Annotated in this window: 16 protein-coding genes and 1 pseudogene; 9 read left to right on the forward strand and 8 right to left on the reverse strand. The window is 42.7% G+C overall.

Features of this window, described 5'->3' with window-relative positions; genetic code table 11:
- Positions 1-183 precede the first annotated feature (183 nt).
- Entirely contained in the window at positions 184-339 is a 156-nt protein-coding gene (locus HEQ19_00405) for an alpha/beta hydrolase (protein WYL98213.1), read from the reverse strand.
- Between HEQ19_00405 and urtE the strand changes: the two genes are divergently transcribed.
- On the forward strand, positions 329-1,027 hold the full coding sequence (gene urtE / locus HEQ19_00410; GenBank protein WYL98214.1) for an urea ABC transporter ATP-binding subunit UrtE: 699 nt from the start codon (positions 329-331) through the stop codon (positions 1,025-1,027). The genes HEQ19_00405 and urtE overlap by 11 nt on opposite strands.
- Before the next feature lie 928 nt (positions 1,028-1,955).
- Here urtE and HEQ19_00415 read toward each other — a convergent pair.
- Together HEQ19_00415 and HEQ19_00420 are read right to left on the reverse strand one after the other, a co-directional pair.
- The gene (locus HEQ19_00415) at positions 1,956-2,843 is read right to left on the reverse strand and encodes a hypothetical protein (protein WYL98215.1); all 888 of its coding nucleotides are present in this window, start codon (positions 2,841-2,843) and stop codon (positions 1,956-1,958) included.
- Positions 2,844-2,893: 50 nt separating this feature from the next.
- On the reverse strand, positions 2,894-3,403 hold the full coding sequence (locus tag HEQ19_00420; GenBank protein WYL98216.1) for a hypothetical protein: 510 nt from the start codon (positions 3,401-3,403) through the stop codon (positions 2,894-2,896).
- 95 nt (positions 3,404-3,498) lie between these two features.
- Between HEQ19_00420 and HEQ19_00425 the strand changes: the two genes are divergently transcribed.
- Entirely contained in the window at positions 3,499-3,918 is a 420-nt protein-coding gene (locus HEQ19_00425) for a hypothetical protein (GenBank protein WYL98217.1), read from the forward strand.
- Here the strand turns inward: HEQ19_00425 and HEQ19_00430 are convergent.
- Positions 3,880-4,524: a class I SAM-dependent methyltransferase gene (locus HEQ19_00430; protein WYL98218.1), complete on the reverse strand. Its 645-nt coding sequence runs from the start codon at positions 4,522-4,524 to the stop codon at positions 3,880-3,882. The two genes, HEQ19_00425 and HEQ19_00430, sit on opposite strands and share 39 nt — an antisense overlap.
- Before the next feature lie 142 nt (positions 4,525-4,666).
- Between HEQ19_00430 and HEQ19_00435 the strand changes: the two genes are divergently transcribed.
- From HEQ19_00435 to HEQ19_00455, 5 genes are all read left to right on the forward strand, one after another.
- Positions 4,667-5,134, forward strand: coding sequence for a MarR family transcriptional regulator (locus HEQ19_00435; protein ID WYL98219.1), 468 nt, complete (start codon positions 4,667-4,669; stop codon positions 5,132-5,134).
- 179 nt (positions 5,135-5,313) lie between these two features.
- Positions 5,314-6,591 (forward strand): MFS transporter, encoded by a 1,278-nt coding sequence (locus tag HEQ19_00440; GenBank protein ID WYM03174.2) that lies wholly within the window; start codon positions 5,314-5,316, stop codon positions 6,589-6,591.
- A gap of 213 nt (positions 6,592-6,804) precedes the next feature.
- Positions 6,805-8,316 carry an AAA family ATPase gene (locus HEQ19_00445; GenBank protein WYL98220.1) on the forward strand — a complete coding sequence of 504 codons (1,512 nt, stop codon included), beginning with the start codon at positions 6,805-6,807 and terminating at the stop codon, positions 8,314-8,316.
- A 331-nt stretch (positions 8,317-8,647) separates the two neighbouring features.
- The gene (locus HEQ19_00450) at positions 8,648-9,175 is read left to right on the forward strand and encodes an SH3 domain-containing protein (GenBank protein ID WYL98221.1); all 528 of its coding nucleotides are present in this window, start codon (positions 8,648-8,650) and stop codon (positions 9,173-9,175) included.
- Positions 9,176-9,599: 424 nt separating this feature from the next.
- On the forward strand, positions 9,600-11,141 hold the full coding sequence (locus HEQ19_00455; protein WYL98222.1) for a peptidoglycan-binding protein: 1,542 nt from the start codon (positions 9,600-9,602) through the stop codon (positions 11,139-11,141).
- Between the two features lie 130 nt (positions 11,142-11,271).
- Here HEQ19_00455 and HEQ19_00460 read toward each other — a convergent pair whose 3' ends face one another.
- Complete coding sequence (locus HEQ19_00460) at positions 11,272-13,242, reverse strand: EAL domain-containing protein (protein WYM03175.2); 1,971 nt, start codon at positions 13,240-13,242, stop codon at positions 11,272-11,274.
- Positions 13,243-14,028: 786 nt separating this feature from the next.
- The gene (locus tag HEQ19_00465) at positions 14,029-17,055 is read right to left on the reverse strand and encodes an SMC family ATPase (protein ID WYL98223.1); all 3,027 of its coding nucleotides are present in this window, start codon (positions 17,053-17,055) and stop codon (positions 14,029-14,031) included.
- A 514-nt stretch (positions 17,056-17,569) separates the two neighbouring features.
- On the opposite strand from HEQ19_00465, the pseudogene HEQ19_00470 reads away from it, so the two are divergent.
- Positions 17,570-18,205: pseudogene (locus tag HEQ19_00470) on the forward strand (transposase).
- Positions 18,206-18,591: 386 nt separating this feature from the next.
- Here the strand turns inward: HEQ19_00470 and mfd are convergent.
- Together mfd and HEQ19_00480 are read right to left on the reverse strand one after the other, a co-directional pair.
- Positions 18,592-22,248 carry a transcription-repair coupling factor gene (mfd, locus tag HEQ19_00475; GenBank protein ID WYL98224.1) on the reverse strand — a complete coding sequence of 1,219 codons (3,657 nt, stop codon included), beginning with the start codon at positions 22,246-22,248 and terminating at the stop codon, positions 18,592-18,594.
- Positions 22,249-22,328: 80 nt separating this feature from the next.
- A complete protein-coding gene (locus tag HEQ19_00480) occupies positions 22,329-22,430 on the reverse strand; it encodes a helix-turn-helix domain-containing protein (GenBank protein ID WYL98225.1) in 102 nt (33 codons plus the stop codon).
- A 738-nt stretch (positions 22,431-23,168) separates the two neighbouring features.
- Between HEQ19_00480 and HEQ19_00485 the strand changes: the two genes are divergently transcribed.
- Positions 23,169-24,488, forward strand: coding sequence for a hemolysin family protein (locus HEQ19_00485; protein WYL98226.1), 1,320 nt, complete (start codon positions 23,169-23,171; stop codon positions 24,486-24,488).
- Positions 24,489-24,615: the final 127 nt, after the last annotated feature.

Here is a 24,615-nt window from a genome sequence, read left to right on the forward strand (position 1 = left end):
GGGGATGACCAATGACAAAGAGTAATGAGTAATGAGTAATGAGTAATGAGTAATGAGTAATGAGTTATGAGTTATGAGTTATGAGTAATGAGTTATGAGTAATGAGTTATGAGTAATGAGTTATGAGTTATGAGTTATGAGTAATGAGTAATGAGTTATGAGTTATGAGTTATGAGTTATGAGTTATGAGTTATGAGTTATGAGTAATGAGTAATGAGTAATGAGTAATGAGTAATGAGTAATGAGTAATGAGTAATGAGTTATGAGTAATGAGTTATGAGTAATGACAAATGACAAATGACAAATGACAAATGACAAATAACAAATTATGCTAAACATCTCTCACCTTAACGTTTACTACGGTGAAAGCCATATTCTCCGCAACGTAGATTTAACTGTACCATCTGGACAAATGGTGTGCCTAATTGGACGCAATGGTGTAGGTAAAACAACCCTACTTAAAACAATTATGGGGTTACTCAAACCCCGCAGTGGTACAATTGACTTTGCAGGGGAATTAATTAACTCAAAATCCCCAGATCAAAGGGCAAAAATCGGTATTGGTTATGTTCCCCAAGGACGAGAAATTATCCCTCGCTTGACAGTAAAAGAAAATCTGCTGTTGGGATTAGAAGCTAGAAAGCATCAGCCCAAAAAAGCAGAAATTACCGAAGAAATTTTTAGCTTATTCCCCGTGTTGAAAAAAATGCTTTCGCGCATGGGTGGTGATTTAAGTGGTGGACAGCAACAACAACTAGCGATCGCCCGTGCTTTAATGGGACAACCTCAATTACTCGTGTTAGATGAACCAACCGAAGGTATTCAACCCTCAATCATCTTAGAAATTGAAGCCGCAGTGCGTCGCATCGTCGAAACTACAGGTATTTCTGTGTTATTGGTAGAGCAACATTTACACTTTGTCCGTCAGGCCGATTACTATTACGCTATGCAAAAAGGCGGTATTGTTGCTTCTGGTTCAACTGATGAACTCAGTCAGGATGTGATTCAACGGTTTTTGGCGGTTTAATATTTATTATGCAGGGCTATTTCAGCCTAGACATAAACCGCCCTACACTGAAGTGTAGGGCTAATAGCTAAAGTCCGTTAAAACGGACTATAACCTTTTCTCAGTCGTCTTTAGACGACTTTAGCTATTAGACTCAGAATTCATTCTGAGGCGGGCTAGATGAGAATGAAATAGCCCTGTTTATTATGACTTACGCAACTGTCATATTTTTTTCGCGGAGTTGTGATTCCCCTCCTCGCTTGCGGGGAGGGGCTAGGGCGTGTTTTCAAAGTCTCATATAATACTACAAAAACGCTGATACATATAGATTTCGCGTAGGGGCACGGCATTGCCGTGCCCCTACAGCTGGTATCATATCGTGTGGATTTAGAGGTATCTAAAAATTTATCCGGCTAAACAAATAGTTTGAAAACACGCCCTAGGGGAGGGGTAACGCGGATTGTGTGACACTCCTACACCAATTGCAAGCAATGTGGTGTAGGCTTCCGAGTCCTGTTAAGGATATCAGGAACTTCTTTAGTGGTACTCCATTTTTCCCACCACAGCATTTTATAGTGAGGTACGTGCCCTGCCCCACTCTTGGTCTTAAAAAATTCCAAGTTCAAACTAGTTTCCTTGAAAATTTTACTTACAGGAGGCAGCAACGCATACACGGTTGCATTTCCCTATAAAACCCCATATTTTCAGTTTTCTTGGCGCAGCCTCTCCCTTTGGGAGAAGGTACTATGTTAGACCAGCATTTTAGGCTTTGTCGTCACTGAATACAATAGCAAGAAGTGATTACCTATCTCAAGATATTGATAAAAACTCAACAGCCCTCTAATTGTTTTTTACCGCAGGTAAAACAGATTAGAGGGCGTCTCGTTTTTATCCCGTCATTCATCCCACACCAACTTCGGGTATGGTGTGGGGCTTTTGCCGGGTTAAGCTAAATCTCAGCTACAGCACGTTCAATCAAGCGACGTGCTAAAGTTTGTGTCCCTGTATGTTCATAGTAATTGGTCGCCACATCCAGGAAGGCTCCGAGGTAGTCTAACTTGTCATCAGAAAATTCTATAAAACTTTGCAAATTACCAACAACTTTTTGTGGCGTTAAATCATTGGAAACGACAATATTATTCATCCAACCTTTAACTGAATCAAAGCTTTGTCCGATAAAGTCGAGTTTACCTGAGTCACCTCCGCCAGGAATTGTATTTTTGATACTTTGGAAAGTGGTGTTTTGATTTAACTCGTGTGGACTTGTTTGACTAATTCCAGATAAGGCTTTGAGGATGAAATCTGGCCCGAGGGGGATCAAACCATCAACGCAAATTAAAGCCACCATCCGAATCAGTGACTCACCACCATATTCACCCAAAGAAGCCACAAAATCGCCAATACTGTCACCAGGAAGACCGTTAATTTGGCAAAAGGCTACTACCTCAGCTACTACTTTCAAAGTTAGGTCAATGCTTTGAGCTTTGTCTGGTTTGGGAGTGATAGAGTTTAAGAAACCTAACAGGGGTATTTTCTCTCCTACCTTATTAGCTAAAGCCGCTGCGCCAAGTGCTTTATCTGTACCGTCAACGGTTTGATAGAGCCACAAAGCTGTTTGGTAGCCTTGGGATTTATCATTAAAAAGATAAATTGCTCGTTCGCCAATTTGCTGAATTAGGGCTTCGTCGGTTTCGCCAGTTACTGTCTTAATAGTGTTGACAAAGCCAACTGTATTTTGCCATTCACCAGGAGCGACAAAATCCAGGGCGTTCAACATAGAAACAGTTAAGTTACTAGTTGGTAGTTCATCAACTAATTGAAAAATCGGTTTGCTCATAAAAATGTCCTTCCTTTAGGGTTTGCGTGATTTAATGTTTGCAATTAAACTCATTTCAATTGAGCTAGACCATCAAGATTAAATTTCTCGATCCAACTGGCGCGATCGCTCGCTGTAAATGACGGAGAGCGGGACAATGCTTTTACCTGAAACTTACCCACCAAAATCGCAGTTTGCGTATTCCCTACTTCTACCGCTTGATAACCTGCAATTTTTTTGGTGCTATTGGAGAATTTGGCCGCAGATCCCGGTGTGCTTGTGGTATCAGAAATAGACAATACGGCTAGAACTTTCCCATCTTTTTTCAAGTTTGCTTCCGAAAAGCCTTTTTTCTCTTGAGTGTACACCCTTTGGTAGCCATCCCCCCCCGACGGGAAGAATTTGTTCAATTTGCTACCTTGAGTCGCATCTTTAGCAACGGATTGACCGCTTTTTTGCCGACTACTTTCCTGTTGTACCTGGTCAAAACGACTCGGGGCTTTTGAAGCACATGATGTTACCATTAGCAACACTGACAGCAACAAAGCAACCAAAATTCTACGCCCACGGGGGAAAGTCATATTTAGCTTCTCCTTGTATTTGAGCTTTGAGGCAATTATCAGCCCTTATGTGGTTTTTGACCCAAAATTTTACTTTTTGGTAATTTTTCTGTGTCTTGAGTTACAGATTTTTCCTACTTCTGGGGACTGGGAACTGGGGACACAACGACCGCTCAGTGCATCGCTGGGGACTGGGGACACAACGACCGCTCAGTGCATCGCTGGGAACTGGGGACTGGGGACACAACGACCGCTCAGTGCATCGCTGGGGACTGGGGACTGGGGGGAATAATAATTTTTCAGTAATCCCTCATCTCCTAACTCCTCACTCCTCACTCATTACTCATTACTCATTACTCATTACTCATTACTCATTACTCATTACTCATTACTCCTTACTCCTTACTCCTTACTCCTTACTCCTTACTCCTTACTCATTACTCCTTACTCATTACTCATTACTCCTTACTCCTTACTCCTTACTCATTACTCCCAACTTAACTGCGGTAAGCGATGACAGCATAAAATGGATCTGAGCCGCTAGCGCCCAACCATTGAAGAAAATAGGGTGCTGTTGATCGATTGACAATTACCTCTGCGGTCGTAAATCCTGGTACTGAAGCAAAGTAGCGTTTGACTAATTCCACTCTAGTTGCTTCTGAAGCATCGCGCCAAGCTTGAATCGCCTTTTGAAAAAACATCCGATTAGAAAAGCTGATAATGGCAACACCACCAGGTTTCAGGATGCGATGGATTTCGGAAAATATCGCCTCTGGATACTGTATATATTGTACTGAAACACAGTTGAGAACGGCATCAAAATCTTGATCCTGCAAGGGTAGCTGGGGATTTTCGTTGATATTTTGCACAAAGTAATGATTTAACCGGGGATTCCGTCCTAGTTCCTCGGCGTTGAGTCCGTGTCCCTCAATATGTCCAAATTCCATCTCTTCTGGTAGATGGGACACCCAGCTGCTCATCATATCTAAAATGCGGGTGTTGGGTTTGAGTCGCTGGCTATATAAATCTGTTAGCTGTTGAATAAAGCTTTCATCAACATGGGTGACGAAGCGCGGATAGGCATAAAACTGCTGATCGTCTGTATCATCTAGCTTCAGCCGTTGATTTGGTTTATATATCATAAATCTCTGTCTTTTTCAAGGTTTTCCTAAATTTGTGCCAAATTTAGGTAGTGCTTTACGTATTTTAAGAAAGATGAAGCGCATCTATTGCTAAAACTAAGTTATCTAGATAAAATGTTACGTACACTAAATAGTTGCCTAAATGGTTTCTACACCTAATGATGCCGAAATTTTAGAGTCGTGGCAGCAAGTTTTAGCACCATACAACCTGGGCTATAGAATCAAATTGCTATCACAGCTATTCGGACGCAAGTTTACTGAAAAGCTAGAACCCTTTGGATTGACGCCATTTCACTGGTTGGTGTTATGTTGTTTGTGGCAAGAAGATGGTTTACCTACTTCCAGCATTGGAGACAAACTCCAGCAGGTGGGAGGTACTTTAACTGGCGTTCTAGATCGGATGGAAGAACGCGGTTTGGTACGTCGTGAACGGGATGTTCATGATCGCCGTATCTGGCGCATCTGGCTAACGGATGCGGGGAAGGAACTAGAAAAAATCTTACCACCAATTGCGGCCCAATTGCGTGATATGGCGATGTTTGGTATTTCCGCTGCTGAATGTGAGCTATTTTCGCAACTCCTGAATCGGGCGATCGCCAACCTCTCTTAAGTGGATCTGATGATCATCCAATTGGGTGAAGCGCGATTAATATTTTTTTGTCAAAATATTACGGGTGCTAAACAAATTACGAAAAAAGATTGATCAAAAAAAATAATAGGGCTTCTAAATAGATGATTTGTTTCACGCAGAGACGCAGAGAGAGAGAACTTTATTTAAGGGCTTTATTTATGAATATCAAAATCAACCAAAAACCGTTGCTTTTACCTGCATTAAGGTCACGAAATTACCGTCTGTATTTTGCTGGACAAGGTATTTCTTTAATTGGGACGTGGATGACACAATTGGCGACAATTTGGTTAGTTTATCACATCACAAATTCAGCTTTAATGCTGGGGGTTGTGGGATTTACTAGTCAAATTCCGAGCTTTTTTCTAGCTCCTTTTGGTGGGGTGTTTGTAGATCGGTTTTCTCGTTATCGTACTTTAATAGGTACACAAATTTTAGCGATGATTCAGTCATTAGCACTAGCAGTGTTGACGCTGACTGGTGTAATTGAAGTGTGGCACATCATCGCCTTAAGTTTATTCCAAGGATTGATTAATGCATTAGATGGACCTGCACGACAAGCATTTGTCCCAGAAATGATCGAAAAAAGAGAAGATTTAGCCAATGCGATCGCTATCAATTCAACGATGATCAATGGTGCGCGATTAATTGGTCCAGCGATTGGGGGTTTATTGATAGCGAGTATCGGAGTAGGTTACTGTTTTCTGTTAGATGGTTTGAGTTATATTGCTGTTCTCATTGCTTTATTGGCAATGAAAATTAAACATACAAAAATCCCAGTAACTCAGGGTAATGTCTGGCAAAAAATCAAAGAGGGATTTGTGTATGCCTTTGGGTTTACACCAATTAAAGCAATTTTGTTGCTATCAGCGTTAGTGAGTTTTATGGGAATGCAATATACTGTAATTTTACCAATTTTTGTGAAAGAAATTCTGAAAAGTGGACCAGAAACATTAGGGTTTTTGATGGCTGCATCGGGTGTTGGAGCTTTGATGGGGGGAATTTATTTAGTGACGCGACAAACAGTATTAGGACTAGGTAAATTGTTGTCATGGGCGCCAATAAGTTTAGGGATGGGGTTAATAGGGCTTTCTTTATCCCACTTTTTACCATTGTCGTTATTCACAATGTTGTTCGTAGGGTTGGGAACAATTCTGCAAATCGCCTCTAGCAACACAATTTTACAAACAATTGTAGAAGATGACAAACGCGGACGAGTCATGAGCTTATACGGAATGTCATTTTTAGGAATGGTGCCTTTGGGTAATTTATGGGGAGGGCTTGTAGCGAATCAAATTGGTGCTGCTAATACATTAATGATTGATGGGATAGTTTGTATTTTGGGAGCGTTATTATTTGCGAGACATTTACCGTCTTTAAGAGAAATTATCCGCCCAATTTATGAACAGAAAGGTATTCTCACAAGTGGTAAGACTTAAAAATTTACAAAAAATTAAATTCCTCTGTACCAGCATCCCTCTGGGTTTGAAACCGCTACGATTTTACGCAAAACTGTAATTGTAGCTTTTTTCAGGTAAATAGATTACCGGGTGAGGGCGCAAGCCGTGGGACCCTACGCAGATCTGTGGTTCAATTGAGTGAAAATTGGTGTAATGATTTATCTTTTAACAAATAACCACTAACAGCTACTTATGGACTTCCGTGATGAGTTTAAACTGCTATTACGTGCCCGCTATCCCTTGATTTATATTCCCACATATGAAGAGGAACGGGTAGAAGCAGCTATTCGGGAAGAAGCAGCAAATCAGGGTAATCGTCCTGTGTATACTTGGGATTTTGTCGATGGCTATCAGGGAAACCCAAATGATGCGGGGTTTGGTCGTCGTAACCCCCTACAAGCTTTGGAATTTGTGGAAAAATTATCAGCATCTGCGCCGGCGGTGTTGATTCTGCGAGATTATCATCGCTTTTTAGATGATGTGGCGATCGCTCGCAAACTCCGCAATTTGTCCCGACTGCTCAAGTCTCAACCGAAAAATATTGTCTTACTTTCGCCCCGGATTGCGATTCCTGACGATTTAACCGAAGTGCTGACGGTGGTGGAGTTTCCCTTACCCGCCGCAGCAGAAATTAAAACGGAGGTGGAACGTTTGCTGCAAGCTACGAGTAACTCTCTTTCAGCAAAAATTCTAGATGACTTAGTGCGCTCTTGTCAAGGGCTGTCGCTGGAAAGGATTCGCCGCGTCTTAGCCAAGGCCATCGCCACCCACGGCGAATTGCTACCAGAAGACGTGGATTTAGTTCTTGAAGAAAAACGTCAAACTATCCGCCAAACCCAAATCCTCGACTTTTACCCCGCCACTGAGCAAATTTCTGATATTGGTGGGTTAGATAACCTCAAAGATTGGCTACTACGTCGGGGAGGCTCATTTACAGAACGAGCGCGGCAGTATGGATTACCCCATCCCCGTGGTTTAATGTTGGTGGGGATACAGGGAACGGGGAAATCTTTAACAGCAAAGGCGATCGCTCATCATTGGCATTTACCATTATTACGCCTGGATGTCGGGCGATTATTCGGTGGTTTGGTCGGCGAATCAGAATCCCGCACCCGTCAAATGATCCAGGTAGCCGAAGCCCTCGCCCCTTGTGTATTGTGGATTGATGAAATAGATAAAGCCTTTTCAGGGCTTGGTAGTAAAGGAGATGCGGGCACCACTAGCCGGGTATTTGGCACATTTATTACCTGGTTAGCCGAAAAAACCTCACCCGTGTTTGTCGTCGCTACCGCCAACGACATCCAAGCCTTACCGCCAGAAATGCTGCGTAAAGGAAGATTTGACGAGATTTTCTTTGTCGGTTTACCCACCCAAGAAGAAAGAAAAGCAATTTTTAACGTCCATTTATCCCGACTGCGCCCCCATAACTTAAAAAATTATGAAATTGACAGATTAGCATACGAAACCCCCGATTTTTCCGGAGCCGAGATTGAGCAAACATTGATTGAAGCGATGCATATAGGGTTTAGTCAAAATCGCGACTTTACTAACGACGACATTTTAGAAGCAGCCAGCCAGATTATTCCCCTAGCGCGGACCGCCGTCGAGCAAATCCAGCAACTACAAGAATGGGCTGCTGCTGGAAGGGCGCGGTTAGCATCGAAACATAGCCCCTTGAGCGATCGCCTCAAGCGCAATCAATAGTAATAGGGTGCGTCAGATTTGAGTTTTTCATGAGAATCGAACAGATTTTTGACATCTGACGCACCCCAATACTGCTCCGATAAGCAGGGGAGAAATGGAGGCAGGGGAAGCAAGGGAGGCAAAACTCTTCCCCTGCCTCCATTTCTCCCCCTGCTTGCCTCAACCAAGAAATTCCTTAACCGAGCAGTATTGTGACGCACCCGACAAAATTTGAGTGCTGAGTGTAGTGCGGACTTTAGTCCTCTTATGAGTTATAAGTTAGAAGTTATAATTTTGCACTCCTAACACCTAACACCTAACTTATAATTTTTTTCGCGACTGAGGTATTACTATGGTTTCTGGCTTACTAAAATTTATACTGGGGTTTTTAATGGCGATCGCCATCTTAATCGGTGGCGGTGTTGTAGTTGCACTCTATTTCATAAATCGCACCGCTATCGCCCCTCCCAAACCTGTTTTTGTCAACGATAATCCCCCAACCAAAACCAACGCGCCAACACAAAAGCCGTCGCAACCTACACCCACCTCTACACCTAAAGCTTCTGCGACTCCCACCCCCACTCCATCCCCCACAACAACAGAATCACCAAAGTCATTACCACCGGGAGCTTACCAAGGTCGTGTGAGTTGGGCTGAAGGCTTGGGTTTGCGAGCCGAACCAAAACAAGATGCTCAACGTGTTGGTGGCGTCGCCTTTAATCAAAAAATTATCATCTTGGAAGAAAGCGACGATAAAGCCTGGCAAAAAATTCGCGTCGAAGGTACAAATCAAGAAGGTTGGGTCAAAGCCGGCAATACCGAACGCTCTGAACAACAAAACGACGCACAACAGCCAGAAAAGCCACCGCAACAACAATAACCTGCGTTACCTCGTCGTACATCGTTCGTACCTCGTTCGTACCTCATTGTACCTCGTTCCCAGTCTTTGACTGGGAATGCATATCAGGAGGCTCCGCCTCCACCAAAAAGTAAAATTATTTACAGATATTTTATTTTTTTTACTGGGATATAAAATAAATAATACAACTATTAGCAAAAAAAGTGGTATATTGTTATGTATATTAACTTGCACCAACAAATGGAAATCAATAGTAGATAGCTGTTTCACCAAAACACTATTTGCTGGTTTCGAGTTTTATTTATGCTTAGTAGGGGCGCAAGGCTTTGCGCCCCTAGTGAAAAATATTTCGTCTCCGTACCAGAAAAGAATTATACATTTGTGATATCAATTGGCGATGTCAACAAATTGAAGAATTTTTAAACACCAAAAACTTGTAAAAATTATGGAAGCACTTGGTTATCTTCATCTTGCCTCAGTCTATGAGGAATCTGAAAGCATCGAGGTTGTTCCTCTGGGAGTTAATTTTAAATTTTGGCAGAGAAAAAAACTGTCTAGTGCTGCAGCTATGCGTTTATTGTCTGTAGCATTAACGATGTCGCTGCTGAGTTTAGCTGGACAGGCTTTAGCAATTGAGAAAATAGGAAATAATGGCCCTGGAGTTACATATATCCAGAGATGTTTAAGCAAATTAGGCTATTTCCGTGGTCCAGTTACCGGTAAGTTTGGTTCCTTAACTCAGCAGGCGGTCATTAGCTTTCAGCAAGCTAATAGGCTAACCGCTGATGGGGTTGTGGGGACAGGAAGTCAACGAATTTTGCAACAAGCTTGTCAGATTAGAACCCAAAGTAATAATATCAGACAAAACTCTACTGCTAATGTCAGCGGTGAGTTGCGATTGGGTAGCAGAGGTCCAGCGGTCTCCCAACTACAACAAAGGTTGCAGAAATCAGGGCATTTTAACGGCCCCATCACAGGCTATTATGGCCCAAAGACTCAAGAGGCGGTCATCCGTTCCCAGCAATCTTCGAGAACGCGGATGAATACAAGAATTGCTCCAGCCAGCACCACACAAGCATTTTTCAATAATCCCAGCGAAGGTGGTGAATATCCGGTAATCTTTGAAGGTAGTAATGGCCCTACAGTGACAAGGTTGCAGCAACGCTTGCAGCAATTAGGCTATTTTAATGCTAATCCCACAGGAAATTTTGGGACAATCACCAGAGATGCGGTGATGGCGTTCCAGCGAAATTATGGCATACCAGCCAATGGGATTGCCAATCAACAAACTTGGAATGCACTAATGGGTTCTCAAAGTCAAGCGCTCTCTAGGCCTAGTCTTTCTGCACAGGAAGTAACAGAATTACAAGAGCGTTTGCGGGATTTGGGATACTTGAGGGCTAATCCTACGGGTAATTTTGGCGCCATGACTAGGGATGCTCTGATCCAATTCCAGCGAGATTATCGACTATCTGCCGATGGAATTGCCGATACACAAATTTTACAAGCAGTACGTCAAGTCTGGCAAGATCGATATGCTAAACAACCAGCCAGAAATTATCTTACTATCGGTGACAGTGGTCAGAATGTCAGAGCAGTCCAAGAGCGATTATTGCAATTAGGCTTCTTTAATGCTAATCCTAATGGTAATTTTGATGAAAACACTAGGGCATATGTGTACTCATTCCAGCAATATTCCCGACTCAATCCAACTGGGATTGTAGATGCTCAAACTTGGCAAGCATTAGGATTGAATACTTCTCCTGTGGATAATCGTGGTGATAAGAATCGCTATGTAGTCATAGTACCAGTTCGTAATGCTGATACTCTCAATAGAGTCCGACAATATATGCCGAATGCTGTTGTGGATAAATCCGGTTTGGGCGATTATGTAAATGCTGGCGCATTTGGCGATCGCATCGCTGCAGAACAGCACTCAAAAATTCTCCGCTCCTACGGTTTAGACGCAAGGGTGCAATTCTTTTAAGGGTTGTCACATTTAAAGTGACGCCACAAGTCAAGTAATACCAATTCAAAAAATCTTTGCAACACATCGATAATCTGTAGTTCAAATGAATGAAAATCGCTGTAACTCCCAATTCCTAACTCCAAACTTATTAAGCCACTAAACAAGATGACTTAACTGTGCGAGATTGAAATTTTCTCAGTAGCCTTGTAGCATCTTCTGCTGATAAGGGGCGACTGAAAAGATAACCTTGCATGACTTCACATTGGAGAATTCGTAATATATTACACTGTTCTTCTGTTTCCACTCCTTCGGCGACAACTGCTAGATTAAGTCCACGGGCTAAGGCTATGATCGCAGTTGTAATCGCCGCATTATTAGTGTCACTAGTCAAATCTCGGACAAAAGAGCGATCAATTTTTAGGCTGTGGATGGGAAAATTTTTGAGATAACTCAAAGAACTATATCCCGTACCAAAATCGTCTATGGAAATTGAGACACCCATGTTATTTAATTTGCTTAAAGTTGTTTTAGTTAAATCAAGATTTTGCATAGCAGCACTTTCGGTAATTTCTAGCTCCAAACAATGGGGATTTAATTTGGTTTTTGACAATACCTGTGCTACCATATTGACTAAGTTTTTTTGCTGAAATTGTCGTGCAGAAAGGTTAACAGCTACCGTTAGTGATCGAATACCCAAGACATCCTGCCAAGCTTTATTTTGAGCGCAGGCAGTTCTTAAAACCCATTCCCCAATGGGTACAATTAGTCCGGTTTCTTCTGCTAGCGGGATAAACTTTTCTGGAGGAATTACACCTAGTTCAGCGTGTCGCCAACGCAGTAAAGCTTCAATTTTTGTAATTTCACCCGTGGTACTATTAACTTGTGGTTGGTAATAAACCTCTAATTCTTGGCGCTCTAAAGCATGGTGTAAACTATTTTCCAAAAGTAATAATTCTGAAGCTTGAGAATTTATAGTTGAGTGATAAAACTGATAGTTATTGCGTCCTTGTGACTTGACGCTATGTAATGCAGCTTCGGCATGTTTCATCAGGGTTTCTGGATCTTCACCATGCATAGGATAGAGCGCAATACCAATACTGGCGCTGATATGCAAGTGGTGATTTTCTATATGAAATCCCGGTTTTAAAGCTGTCAATATGCGTTCTTGTATATGGGCTACATCCATAAGAACGCTAATTTCTGGCAAAATTAAGGTGAATTCGTCACCTCCCCAACGAGCAATGGTATCACTACCTCGCAGACATTTAATCAGGCGTTGAGCAATACTTTGCAGTAATTGATCTCCAACGCTATGACCTAGTGTATGGTTGATGGTTTTGAAACGGTCTAAGTCTAAAAAACACACAGCTAATTTACCGCCATTTTGATGTGCTTGTACTAACGACTCAGAAAGTCGCTCGTTGAATAGCACTCGGTTAGGTAAATTGGTCAAAGGGTCGTGGAAAGGTTGATAGTCGATAGTGGCTGGTAACTTAACAGCGGTGACATCCCGAAAACTCCAGATTCTTCCAACGATGTTGCAATCAATGCAATGCGGTTGAGAGTAACATTCAAGTACTCTGCCATCTTTAAATGCGATCGCTTCACAAATTGTTGCGCCTGGGTTCAGGCGTAATTTTCGCACAATACCAAGATATTGTCTCGGACAAACTAACTCTTTCATCGCTACTTTCAGCATTTCTCGACAATTCCCTGACGCCATCAGAGATTGCGGGATACGCCACATCTGGAGTAACTTTTGATTAAAGTCTGTAACCTTACCTTCACTATCTACGACTAATATACCGTCGGTAATCGCTTCGAGTGTTGCTCGTTGCAAAGCCAGGGATTTTTCAAGTTCTATTTGCAGACGCTTACGTTCGGCTATCTCTCTGTGCAATGCAGTTAGATAGCGAGCGCTAGAATTACGAGTAACTTCTTGGATAAAGTTGCTAGTTTTGATGTTTTCTTGTCGATCATTTTTAGAGACAAATTCAATAATTGTCTGTTTGGTTGTTGGTATATCGCTACCTTTTAACACGCATAAATTTGTTAGCATGAAAGCAATTATTTTCGCTCCTAAGCAGGTAAATAATACAACCATCAATAATAGTATCATGATAGTCTCTGCTAGAGTATATAGTGGATATTTGTTGTCTGCGTATATTTTTCAAGTTCATCTTGAATAAATTGATTGAGTTTAATTTTTTATTAAGATAGTGCTGTTTTGATTATAGCCTTTTTGAGCTCAAATAATGATTTTAGCTGTTCATCTATTGTAGGCTAACATCTCTATTTATTACCACTATTCGCATTGTACTACTGCTTGTGGACATGGGCTATTAGCGAACTCCAAAAAATAATAACAGCTACTTGAAGTTCTTGACCGTGCCAATTTTAGGTTTTGGATTTTGGATTGGTTTTCGGTACTGAGGATAGGTAAGCATCACATAAGCTGACATTTGACAGATACATAAATCTCCAACACAAGATTGGTAGAGCAATTATTATTTCTGCTCCAATGTTTTTGACGCTTGTGCTTGATGCTTAATTGAAGTCGCGAAAAATATGCCTCACTAATTTAAAATTGGTGAGCAACTAAACATTATGTTGTGGTTGATCAATTTCCTTCTTTTATGAAAAATCCTGGATGATGATAATTTATATTTCCTAAAGCTTTTATCTTAAACCACGGATTTTTTAATCCTGATAATTTTATAATTATTTAAGATTCCTGAAAAATAGTGAAAAATTATATATTTTTATTATTATATAATAAATTCGATGAAGGGCACTCTTGCAATCGACCAGGCGGTAGGGGCGCAAGGGCGGTAGGGGCGCAAGGCCTTGCGCCCCTACAAGGTTATTACCTGATTTGATAGTGGGGACTTTTGGCTAAATTTTGTTAAATCAATAAACGTAACTGCGAACCTTGCTGGTTTTTATTGACTTCAATTCGAGCTTGGAAGGCTTCTTTAAGGTGGGGCATGTGGGTGACGGTGAGGATGCAGGCGAAATCGGAGGCGATCGCATTTATGGACGCAATCAAGCGATCGCACCCTTCGGCGTCTTGAGTCCCAAAGCCTTCATCGATAATCAATAATTGCAAGGCCGCACCCGCTCGCTGTGCCAATAATTTCGCTAAGGCCAGACGGATGGCAAAGTTAATTCTAAAGGCTTCTCCACCAGAGTATGTTTCATAAGCTCGTGTCCCTCTGGCGTCAGCAATTAAAATATCCAAGGTGTCTATCAGTTTGACATTTTTCTTGCTTGATTTGCCATTGCGTCCCGCTCTTTGGGTAATAAATTGAACATGTAGCTGATTGGCACTCAATCGCGAAAGTAGTTGATTTGTCTCGGCTTCCAGTTGCGGTAACACATTTTCAATCATCAGTGCTTGGATGCCATTTTTACCGAATGCCTGGACTAATTCCTGATAAACACGGTGTTGATGTTTGCAGGATTGCAATTGCTGCTGCTGTTGAGAAAACTGAATTTGCAGTGTTTCTAGCTGGTGTGCTAGCTGTTGTAAACGCCCCAGCTTCGAGATTTTCTCGTCGAGTTGGCGTCTGCGTATAGCTAGTTGCTGCTCTAAGGCTTGAAGTTGGGTAGTTGGGTTTCCGGTTTCTTCTAGCTGTTGGCTAATGGTGTCGATATGGGTTTTGAGTGTTTCTCGCTCAGTCAATCTGGTGTTTTTCGCAGACTCTAACTCTTGTAATCTCGTCTGCAGTTGGGGATACTGTTGCTGGGCTGATAATAGCTGTTGATAGCGTAATTGCCAAGATTGTCCTTGACGTACAGCTATCCGCAGGTTATTGTGCTGTTGGGAACTGTAACCAATTTCCTCAATGTGACGTTCGAGAGCAGCGATTTGCTGGGAGCTATCAGAATCAGTTTGCTGATGCTGGATTCTGGCTTGTAATTGGGCAATTGTGGCTATAAGTTCTGGTTTTCGGGCTGCTAGTACAGCTTGGCGCTTGCTAGCATCTTTAATCTGCTGGAGTTTAATTTCTGCCCATCGCCAACGCTCAACTTCACTACGAGCGAGGGCATGGTCTTTCTCATTATAATTTAATTGTTGCAGATACTGGTCTAACTGCTGCAGTTCGCTTTGCTTGTCAGTCGCATAATTACCAGCTTGGAGCGATCGCTCTAAATGCTCCTTTTCGGTTGCAATTTGTTGTAGCTGTTGTTGGACATCGCTTGTCGCTTCCAACTGTGCGGCTAACTGTCCCCGCTGTTCGCGTAATTTATCATAACTTGCCAATTGTTGAGAAATATCGCGGTATTCTTGCCTCAGTACCTGAATTTCTCTATCTGATACAGCCATCTGTTCGCGGACTACCCAAAATTGCCCTTGAGTATCCTGTAACTCAGTATCGGTTTTTTCTACCACCCGATTCCAGTGATGTTCATCGAGGGGACGCTCACACAATGGACAAAGCGCATTGGGGTTCTGGAGCATTTGCAGTTTTTGCTCTAGTTCGGCGATTTGTTTTTCATAGTCCCGCTGATGAGCTTGGAGACGTTCGATAAAATTACGCCTTTCATGTCCTTTTTCCTGGACTCGTTGCAAATAAACCCGTTTTTTGTCCAATTCTTCGATTTGCACTGCCACATCCATCACCGCTTGTTGTAGCTGCGGTTGGCGGCGTGAGGCGCGTTGGAGTTGATTTTCTGTCGCTTGCAGTTGTTCAAGTCGTGCTACTATACCAGCATGATAGCGATCTAGTTGACTTTGTAAAGTTGCTCGTTGTTGCAATAAGGGACTGACGCGCATTTGCAATTCATCTAAATGAGCCACCCGCTGACGGGCTGTTGCTAGTTGTGCTAAACCGGCTTCTACTTCCCCTGATTTGGTGAGTGTTTGCTGAATTTCTCGCTCTTGTTGCTCTAAAGCTTCCAGTTGGGCTTGGGCTTGTTGCAGTTGCCGTTCGATTTGGTAAATTTCTTTGGTAAGCTGTTGTTGCAGTTGTTGGCGAGACTGTTGAGCGCGGCTGTATGCTTCAAATTTAGCAGCAAAGGCTTCTTCTTGAGATTGCAGGCTTTGATATTCGAGATATCCAGCTTTAATTTCAGCTTCCTGATGTAATATTGCTTCTAAACCTGATAGCTGACTCTTAACCGCTGAGTGTTCTTGGTGGAGGCGATCGCAATCTTGGGTGAGATTTTGATATTGTTGTCTAACAAAATGCAGTTGTTCTATTTTTGTTTGTCGCTGGTGTTGGACAACTTGTAAATTTTGCAGTTGAATATTATCAACAGCTTGTAACTGTTGCAGTTGGTTGAGTTCAGCTTCTAATTCTCCGGTTTGGGTTATGGTAATCTCACGTTGTTGTAGCTGAGTTTTAACCGATTCCAAAGAACGCTCTAGTTCTTCAGCCCGGATTTTAAACTGACGTGACGATTCCTTGGCCTTTTCTTCCAACTCATCATACTGATTGAGTTTCAACAACTCGGCCAAAATTTCCTTACGTTCATTCGGTCGCTTCAGCATGAATTCATCTGCACGACCTTGACGTAGGTAGGCAGAATTAATAAAAGTATCATAATCTAGCTTGATGTGTTCTTGAATTAAATCTTGTGTCGCCCTGACCCCTTTACCAGTTAGTGGACGAAACCCAGAAGGTGTTTCGATTTGAAATTCCAGGGCGCCAGTTCCACTGCGAACACGAGTGCGAATCACCCGATATTTTTGCTGATTACTTTCAAAAGTGAAATCCACCCGAACTTCTTTAGACCCAGAATGGATCACATCATCTTCAGTAGCAGCGCGGCTTTCACCCCAAATAGCCCAAGTAATCGCTTCCAGAAGGGAAGACTTACCTGCACCATTGGCACCACAAATACAAGCTGTATGCAGACCGCGAAAATCTAAAGTTGCATCACGGTAACTGAGGAAGTTTTTAAGGATAAGTTGTACTGGGATCATCGAGGCTATCAGGCCATATCTACATTTTAGTAATTAACAGTAAAGATGCACTGTCTGTTAGTTTAGCTATTTGAATATCAGGTTTCTAGTCTTGAAGACTTCAATTTTACAAAATTTAACATTATTACCAGTAATTTTTTCCTGTGCGATGAACTATTTTATCTTTTCAAATAAAAATAAAATTCCCTCGACTACTCCCGAACCGGTGCAAGATTATAAAAATAACCCGATAGGCGCAAAACCCTGTGTCTTTTAGACTCCGGATGTAGCGCCAAGGGTGAATTTATTCACCGTGATTTTTTCTTTTTGGTTCAGGTAAAGAATCAATCAATTCTTCATTGTATGATTTGAGTCATAGTTTTATCTTTTTCCACCGCTAATAAGCGTAGCTTATTAATTCTGCGTTTGCTTAAAAGTATATGTAATTGCTTTTTTTGCATATATGTAGCTGATATGTACATAATCATGCTATCATATATACAGTTAGGAAGATCATCAAGAAGGTGATTAAGTAATGCTAGTTTTAGAGTACAAAGTCAAAGCTAAAAAGCATCAATATGATGCAATTAATGAAGCTATCCGTACAACTCAATTCATCAAAAATAAAGCTATACGCTATTGGATGGATGCACCAAAGGAAGCTAAGGTTAATAAAATTGCTTTAAATAATTACTCAACAGCATTACGGAAAGAATTTAAATTTGTTGAGGAATTAAACTCAATGGCTTGTCAATCTGCTACTGAAAGAGCATGGATAGCCATTGACAGGTTTTACCAGAATTGCAAAAAGAAAGTAGCAGGTAAAAAGGGTTATCCCAGGTTTCAAAAAGATAACCGTTCTGTGGAATACAAAACTAGCGGTTGGTCATTAAACCAAGTTAAAAGATGCATAACATTCACTGATAAAAAAGGTATCGGTGAAGTTAAACTACTTGGTAAATGGGATATCCAAACTTACCCAATTCAGCTAATTAAGCGTGTTAGATTACTCAAAAAAGCTGATGGTTACTATTGCCAATTCTGTATTGATACTGATGTTAAATCTGAATCTAGAATTGCTGATGGTGAAATAGGCTTAGATGTTGGTCTAGAATTTTTATACTCAGATTCTCATGGTAATCATGTAGAAAACCCTAGATTTTTGAGGAAATACGTTCTGGTGACTTAGTGAAAGCTGAAAAGGCGGGTAAATTTTATATTGGCTGGATTGGTGGCTATACGCAGACTCCAAAAACTAAAAATGTTTCTGTGTATGACCACAACTGGCGCAGAATTGGGCAATTCAGCCCAGCAAAAGTTCAACTTATCAAACGGAGTACAAAGCTATGTGTAAAAGCATAAAAGATGGCTTGTTTTCTCACTGTCCTCCTCCCTCTTCTTGCTGTGCAACACTTCGGCTACGCTCAGTGACCAGAAAATGGTCACAGGACGCGACAAAACAAGCCCGCAATTCCTCCCGACACCGAATCATTCGCGCAGCGTCTCGTAGAGAAGATTACGGTGTGGGACTCCTTGCGGGTTTAGTTGAACTATCAATCAAACAACAGCTGGCTCGACAATCGCCCCCTCCATTTTGCCAAAAGCATCCAGCAAACTTTGCAATTGTTTATCTGCTTTTAAAACTGCTAAACCCCGCACCGTCACTTTCCCAGGAGAATAAACAAAGCGCGATCGCAAACTTTCGGTTAAATTACCTGCTAATAAATTCCACGCTGGTTCTTCCATTGGCGTTTCTAAAATCACATGCTGTTTATTTTCTGGTTTAATGCGACTAAATCCTAACTTTTTCCCTAACTGTTTCAGTTCCATGACCCGCAATAATTGACTAGCTGGTGCGGGAATTGCACCATAGCGATCGCTCCAATCTGCGGCGATCTGTGTTAATTCTTCTTTCGATTTTGCTGCTGCTACCGCACGGTAAGCACTCATCTTTTGATCGATGTCAATAATGTAATCTGACGGAATAAATGCTGTGAGATTAAGGTCAATTTGGGTATCGTTAACTTTGGGTATTTCCTGTCCGCGAATTTCCCGAATTGATTCTTCTAACATTTCCATATACAAATCAAAACCAATCGCATCCATTTGACCCGATTGTTCTGCACCTAGCAAGTTACCTACACCCCGAATTTCCATATCACGCATCGCCAGTTGATATCCTGAACCCAACTGAGTAAATTCCTGAATGGCGCGTAATCGCTGCCGTGCGGCATCTGATAACACCCGTTGTTCGGGGTAAAATAACCAGGCGTGGGCTTGGATGCCTGCACGTCCTACACGACCGCGTAATTGATATAATTGTGCTAACCCAAAACGGTGGGCATCTTCGATTAATATGGTGTTAACTCGCGGAATGTCTAAACCAGATTCAATTATTGTGGTACAAACCAGGATATCTGCATCACCATTGTTGAAGGTGAGCATAGTTGATTCTAATTGTCCTTCATCCATTTGACCATGGCCAACGGCAATTCTAGCTGATGGTACAACTTCGCGCAATTTGGCGGTGGTTTCTTCAATGCCTTCCACCCGTGGAACTACATAAAATACTTGACCGCCTCTGTCTAATTCTTGACGAATGGCGCTGCGGATGGTTTCTGGACTCATCTGTGCCAGATGGGTTTTAATGGGACGCCGGGATGGGGGTGGTGTGGTAATTAAACTCATTTCCCGAATCCCGGATAGGGACATGTACAAGGTGCGGGGAATGGGAGTAGCGGAAAGGGTTAGTACGTCTACTTGAGTTTTCAGGCTTTTAATTTTTTCTTTTTGGTTGACGCCAAATCGTTGTTCTTCATCCACTACCAACAGTCCTAAATCGCGGAAGCTGACGCCTTTACCTAAAAGTTGGTGTGTGCCAACCACTACATCTAATTCACCAGTCGCCAGCCGCTTTTGAATATCACGGCGTTCTTCAGCAGTGCGGAAGCGGTTAAGTAAGCCGACATTTACCGGGTAGGGGGCAAAGCGTTCTTTAAGGGTGTGGTAATGTTGTTGGGTGAGGATGGTGGTAGGCGCAAGCAAGGCGACTTGTTTACCAGCAGTAACAGCTTTGAAAATGGCGCGAATAGCTACTTCCGTTTTACCGAAACCGACATCACCACAGACTAAACGATCCATTGGGCGATCGCTTTCCATATCCCGTTTGACATCTTGCACAGCTTTGAGCTGGTCTGTAGTGGCTTGGTAGGGGAAAGAATCTTCCATTTCCTCTTGCCAAGGCATATCCTGGGGATAGCTAAAACCTTCTTGTTGCGATCGCGCTGCATACAATTTTAGCAAGTCAACAGCCAATTTCTTGATGGCTTTGCGGACTTTGCTCTTGGTATTCTCCCAAGCTTTGCCGCTCATTTTATGCAGTTCTGGTGCTTTATCTCCCGTAGTGCGGAACCGAGATAAAGAACCTACTTGGTCTGCAGCGACTCTCAATAACCCGTCTGCATATTGTACGACCAAATAATCACGGGTTTCTTCATTAATAGTTAAACTTTCTAGTTTAACAAATTTCCCAATCCCGTGGCTGCGGTGAACCACATAATCTCCTGGACGCAGTTTATTGGGGTCAACTTGCTTAGAAGCAGCTTGGCGACGCTTGCGAATATAGCTGGGACTAGCAAGGGAGTGCTGTCCATAAAATTCGCGGTCAGTGACGACAACAATTCGATAGGTAGGCAGAATAAAGCCTTCGAGTTCCGCCAGTCCCGAATATTTCAGTGCTATTGGTGTATGATTTATTTGTAACTTTTCAATCGCTAGGTAATCACGGGGATTGGGGATAAACTGGACTGGGCAATCGTGTTCTTGCAATAGGGACACAGAACGTGTTGGTTGAGCCGAAATCAGCCAGACCGAAAAATTGCGATCGCGTTCTTGGCGCAATGTCTGGGCCAGTTTGGCAAATTGGTGTGGTGTGATGGGAACAGGTCTACTCGCCAGATTAGTCCCACTATTTTCTTCAGATAGTTCTGATAAATATAACTTGAGGAAATTTCCCGCTGCAGCTAAACAATCATCAAAGGACTGATGAATTTTCGGTAATTGGTCATTCCTAATTGGTAATTGCTCAGACTCTTCCCCATGCCCAGTACCCAATGACGGCAGTTGCTTCACTTGGGCAGACCCCAAGACCGCACTGACTCCCCAATGCCCCCCTGACCATTGTTCTTCGGCATTTTCCACCCAGCGCTCGCTGTGTGCATGACACTGTTCAGGCTCATCAATGACAACCAGTGTATTTGCACTTAAGTAGTCTAACACAGATGCTGGTTTTTCAAAAGCTAACCCCAAAAATCGCCGACTACCTTCTAAAAGTGCTGACTCAGAATTTAACTCAGCATTCAATACCTGTAACTGATCACTATCTTTGAGTGCTTCCTGGATAATGGGAGTAAAGCTAGTGGGAGTAAGGATAATTTGGTTAATTTTGTCTAGGGCAGAACGTTGAGTAGCGGGATCAAATTCTCGGATTTGCTCGATTTCGTCGCCAAACCATTCCAGCCTGACTGGCAACTCAGACGCCACAGGAAACACATCCACAATATCACCACGCCGACTCCACTGGCCTTCTGTTTCCACTAACGGCACCCGTTCATACCCCAAAGTCGCTATCTTAGTACTGAAGGTATTCAAATCGAATTCCATCCCCCGCTTCAGGGTCAGGCAAAAAGGTATAAAAGCTGCTAACGGTGGTAGGTGTGGTTGTAGCGCCCCAGTAGTGGCGACAATCGCCAAGGATCGCTTCGGTGTGGGATTTCCCCAGCGATGCACTGAGCTTGCCGAAGTGTCCCCAGCGATGCACTGAGCTTGCCGAAGTGTCTCCAGCGATGCACTGAGCTTGCCGAAGTGTCCCCAGTCCCCGATGATCAAATCCGCTAACACTTGCATCTGTCCCCAAGTCATTTCGGTTTCGGGATCAAAGGGTTCGTAGGGGGACGCCTCAGAGGTGGGGTAAAAATGTACTGTGTGCCATCCCATCGCCTCTAACTGAGCATAAGCACGTCCGGCTTCCTCCAGAGTAGCGCAGACCACAAACAAATTCCTTTCTGATTTTTGCGCCAAGGCTGAAGCCACCAAGCCTTTGGGGAGGCGGGGAATACCATTTAACCGCAAATCTTGTTGTCGATTGAGCTTAGACAGGAATTCTGTGGTCAGGGGCGATCGCGCCAACGCACGCACAATGGAAGAAAATGCCATAAATTCTACTACAAGTTGAGGTCGTAAGGGAAAAGTCTAGAAGCTAAAGTCTAGAAGCTGTTGATATCAACTATTGTGAACTACTCTTGATTCCATGCGTGTCTGGCGAAGCCTGCATCTTTGGCAAATAACAGGCTTTGGAGTTTGTTAACTTTGAGTTGTGCTTTAAATGCTAGTAGCATATAAGATAACGATACCAGATAGCGGATGTCTAATTCTACTCTTGTTGAAAATTAAGGAAAGTTAGCAGGACTTACTCTGCGGGCACACATGTCAACCAATTTTGGATTTTGGATTGACCCCGACCACCCTTCGGCAAGCTCAGGGCAGACGCTCGTGCCTCTCTACGAGACGGTGCCCGAACGCTAACGCTGCGCTATCGCAAGGGTACCTTGCTCGAGGATTTTGGATCTGTTCGGCCCACTAGTAGTCTGTCAATTTTGTTTTGAGGGATTTTTGGTAGTGTGAGCGTCTCGCTCACGCGGGCAAGATGCCCGCACTACAGTCCATCATTTTTATCTTGACAGAGTACTAGGGGTCTTGCTCGTACCCCAAAAAATCTAAAATCCAAAATCCAAAATCCAAAATCTAAAATTCGGAGGGTCAAAAGTCCTGGTTTTTTGACTTTTGACTCTTGTCTGCGACACGCTGCGCGATGACAACCCGCGCGAAAAAAAATATCACAGTCATTCGCCGAGAACTTTTCAAACATGCTCTGAGAGTGGATACTTCCGCGTCACGTTAAAATTATTGTTGACAGCCATGTGAATTCTTGGTGTGAAAGAATAATTTTTAACCACGAGTCAACTCAAGTATTATGACTACGAATTTATGTATACTCATAGCGTTTATCAAAGCACCTTTAATATTAGATACTAAGAGTTAAGCTACGTTCGCTGTCAATCGCGGCAATTTTAAACATGTCTTCCATCACTTTTGAGATTTTTACCATTTTTGTACTCATTATTGCCAACGGATTGTTTTCTATGTCTGAGATGGCTATCGTCTCGGCGCGGAAGGTCAGGTTACAGCAGTTAGGTAATCAAGGCGATGTCAATGCGCGGGTAGCATTAAAACTAGCTGAGTCTCCGAATAATTTCCTATCCATCGTTCAGGTGGGAATTACGCTCATTAATATCCTCAATGGTGTTTTTGGTGGAGCCACAATTGCCAAAAGACTAGAGGAGTATGTGAACCTAGTTCCTTTTTTGACAGTTTATAGTGAACCGATATCTTTCGGGGTGGTGGTTTTGGTGATCACCTATTTTTCACTAATTGTCGGCGAACTGGTACCCAAGCGACTGGCATTAAACAATCCCGAAAGGATTGCAGCGATTGTAGCAATTCCTATGCGAGCTTTGGCGGCACTAGCTTCTCCTGTAGTTTATCTCTTAAGTGCTTCAACAGAAATGGTGCTGCGAGTATTAGGCATTACACCCTCCTCCGAACCCCAAGTCACCGAAGAAGAAATTAAAATCTTAATTGAGCAAGGCACCGAGGCGGGAACCTTTGAAGAAGCTGAACAGGATATGGTCGAGCGAATCTTTCGCCTAGGCGATCGCCCCGTCAGTTCTTTTATGACACCCCGTCCAGATATTGTCTGGCTTGACTTGGAAGACCCCCCAGAAGAAAACCGCCAGAAAATGGTTGATAGTGCCTATTCTCGCTATCCTGTTTGTCAGGGGGGACTTGACAATGTACTGGGTGTGATTCCTGTTACCGACTTATTAGCCCGGAGTTTCCGAAGTCAAACCCTAGACTTGACCGTGGGATTGCGACAGCCTGTATTTGTACCAGAAAGTACTCGTGGTTTGAAAGTTTTGGAATTATTCAAACAAACCATCACTCACATGGCCCTGGTAGTCGATGAATATGGCGTGATTCAAGGTTTAGTCACTCTTAACGATGTCATGAGCGAAATAGTTGGTGATGTTCCCTCTGCTGATGGACAGGAAAACCCACAAGCTGTGCAACGGGAAGATGGTTCCTGGCTTTTGGATGGGATGCTTCCCGTCGAAGAGTTTTTGGAACTTTTCGAGCAGTCAGAGTTAGAATCCGATGAACGGGGTAGCTATCAAACCTTGGGTGGTTTTGTGATCACCCATCTCGGTCGTATCCCCGCCGCCGCAGATCATTTTGAATGGCAAGGTATGCGTTTGGAAGTCATGGATATGGATGGAAATCGCGTTGATAAGGTACTTGTCGTCCCAATGGTCAATCAGTCAGCAGACGCTAATTAGCAAGAGTAATGAGTAATGAGTAATGAGTAATGAGTTACTAATAAGTAATGAAAGAATTATTAAGATATTAACAAATTCAATCAACAAGTTGAAAGAAAAATAAAAAATAATCCACTCATTACTCATT

This window comes from Gloeotrichia echinulata CP02, from assembly GCA_038087035.1.
Taxonomy (GTDB): domain Bacteria; phylum Cyanobacteriota; class Cyanobacteriia; order Cyanobacteriales; family Nostocaceae; genus Gloeotrichia; species Gloeotrichia echinulata.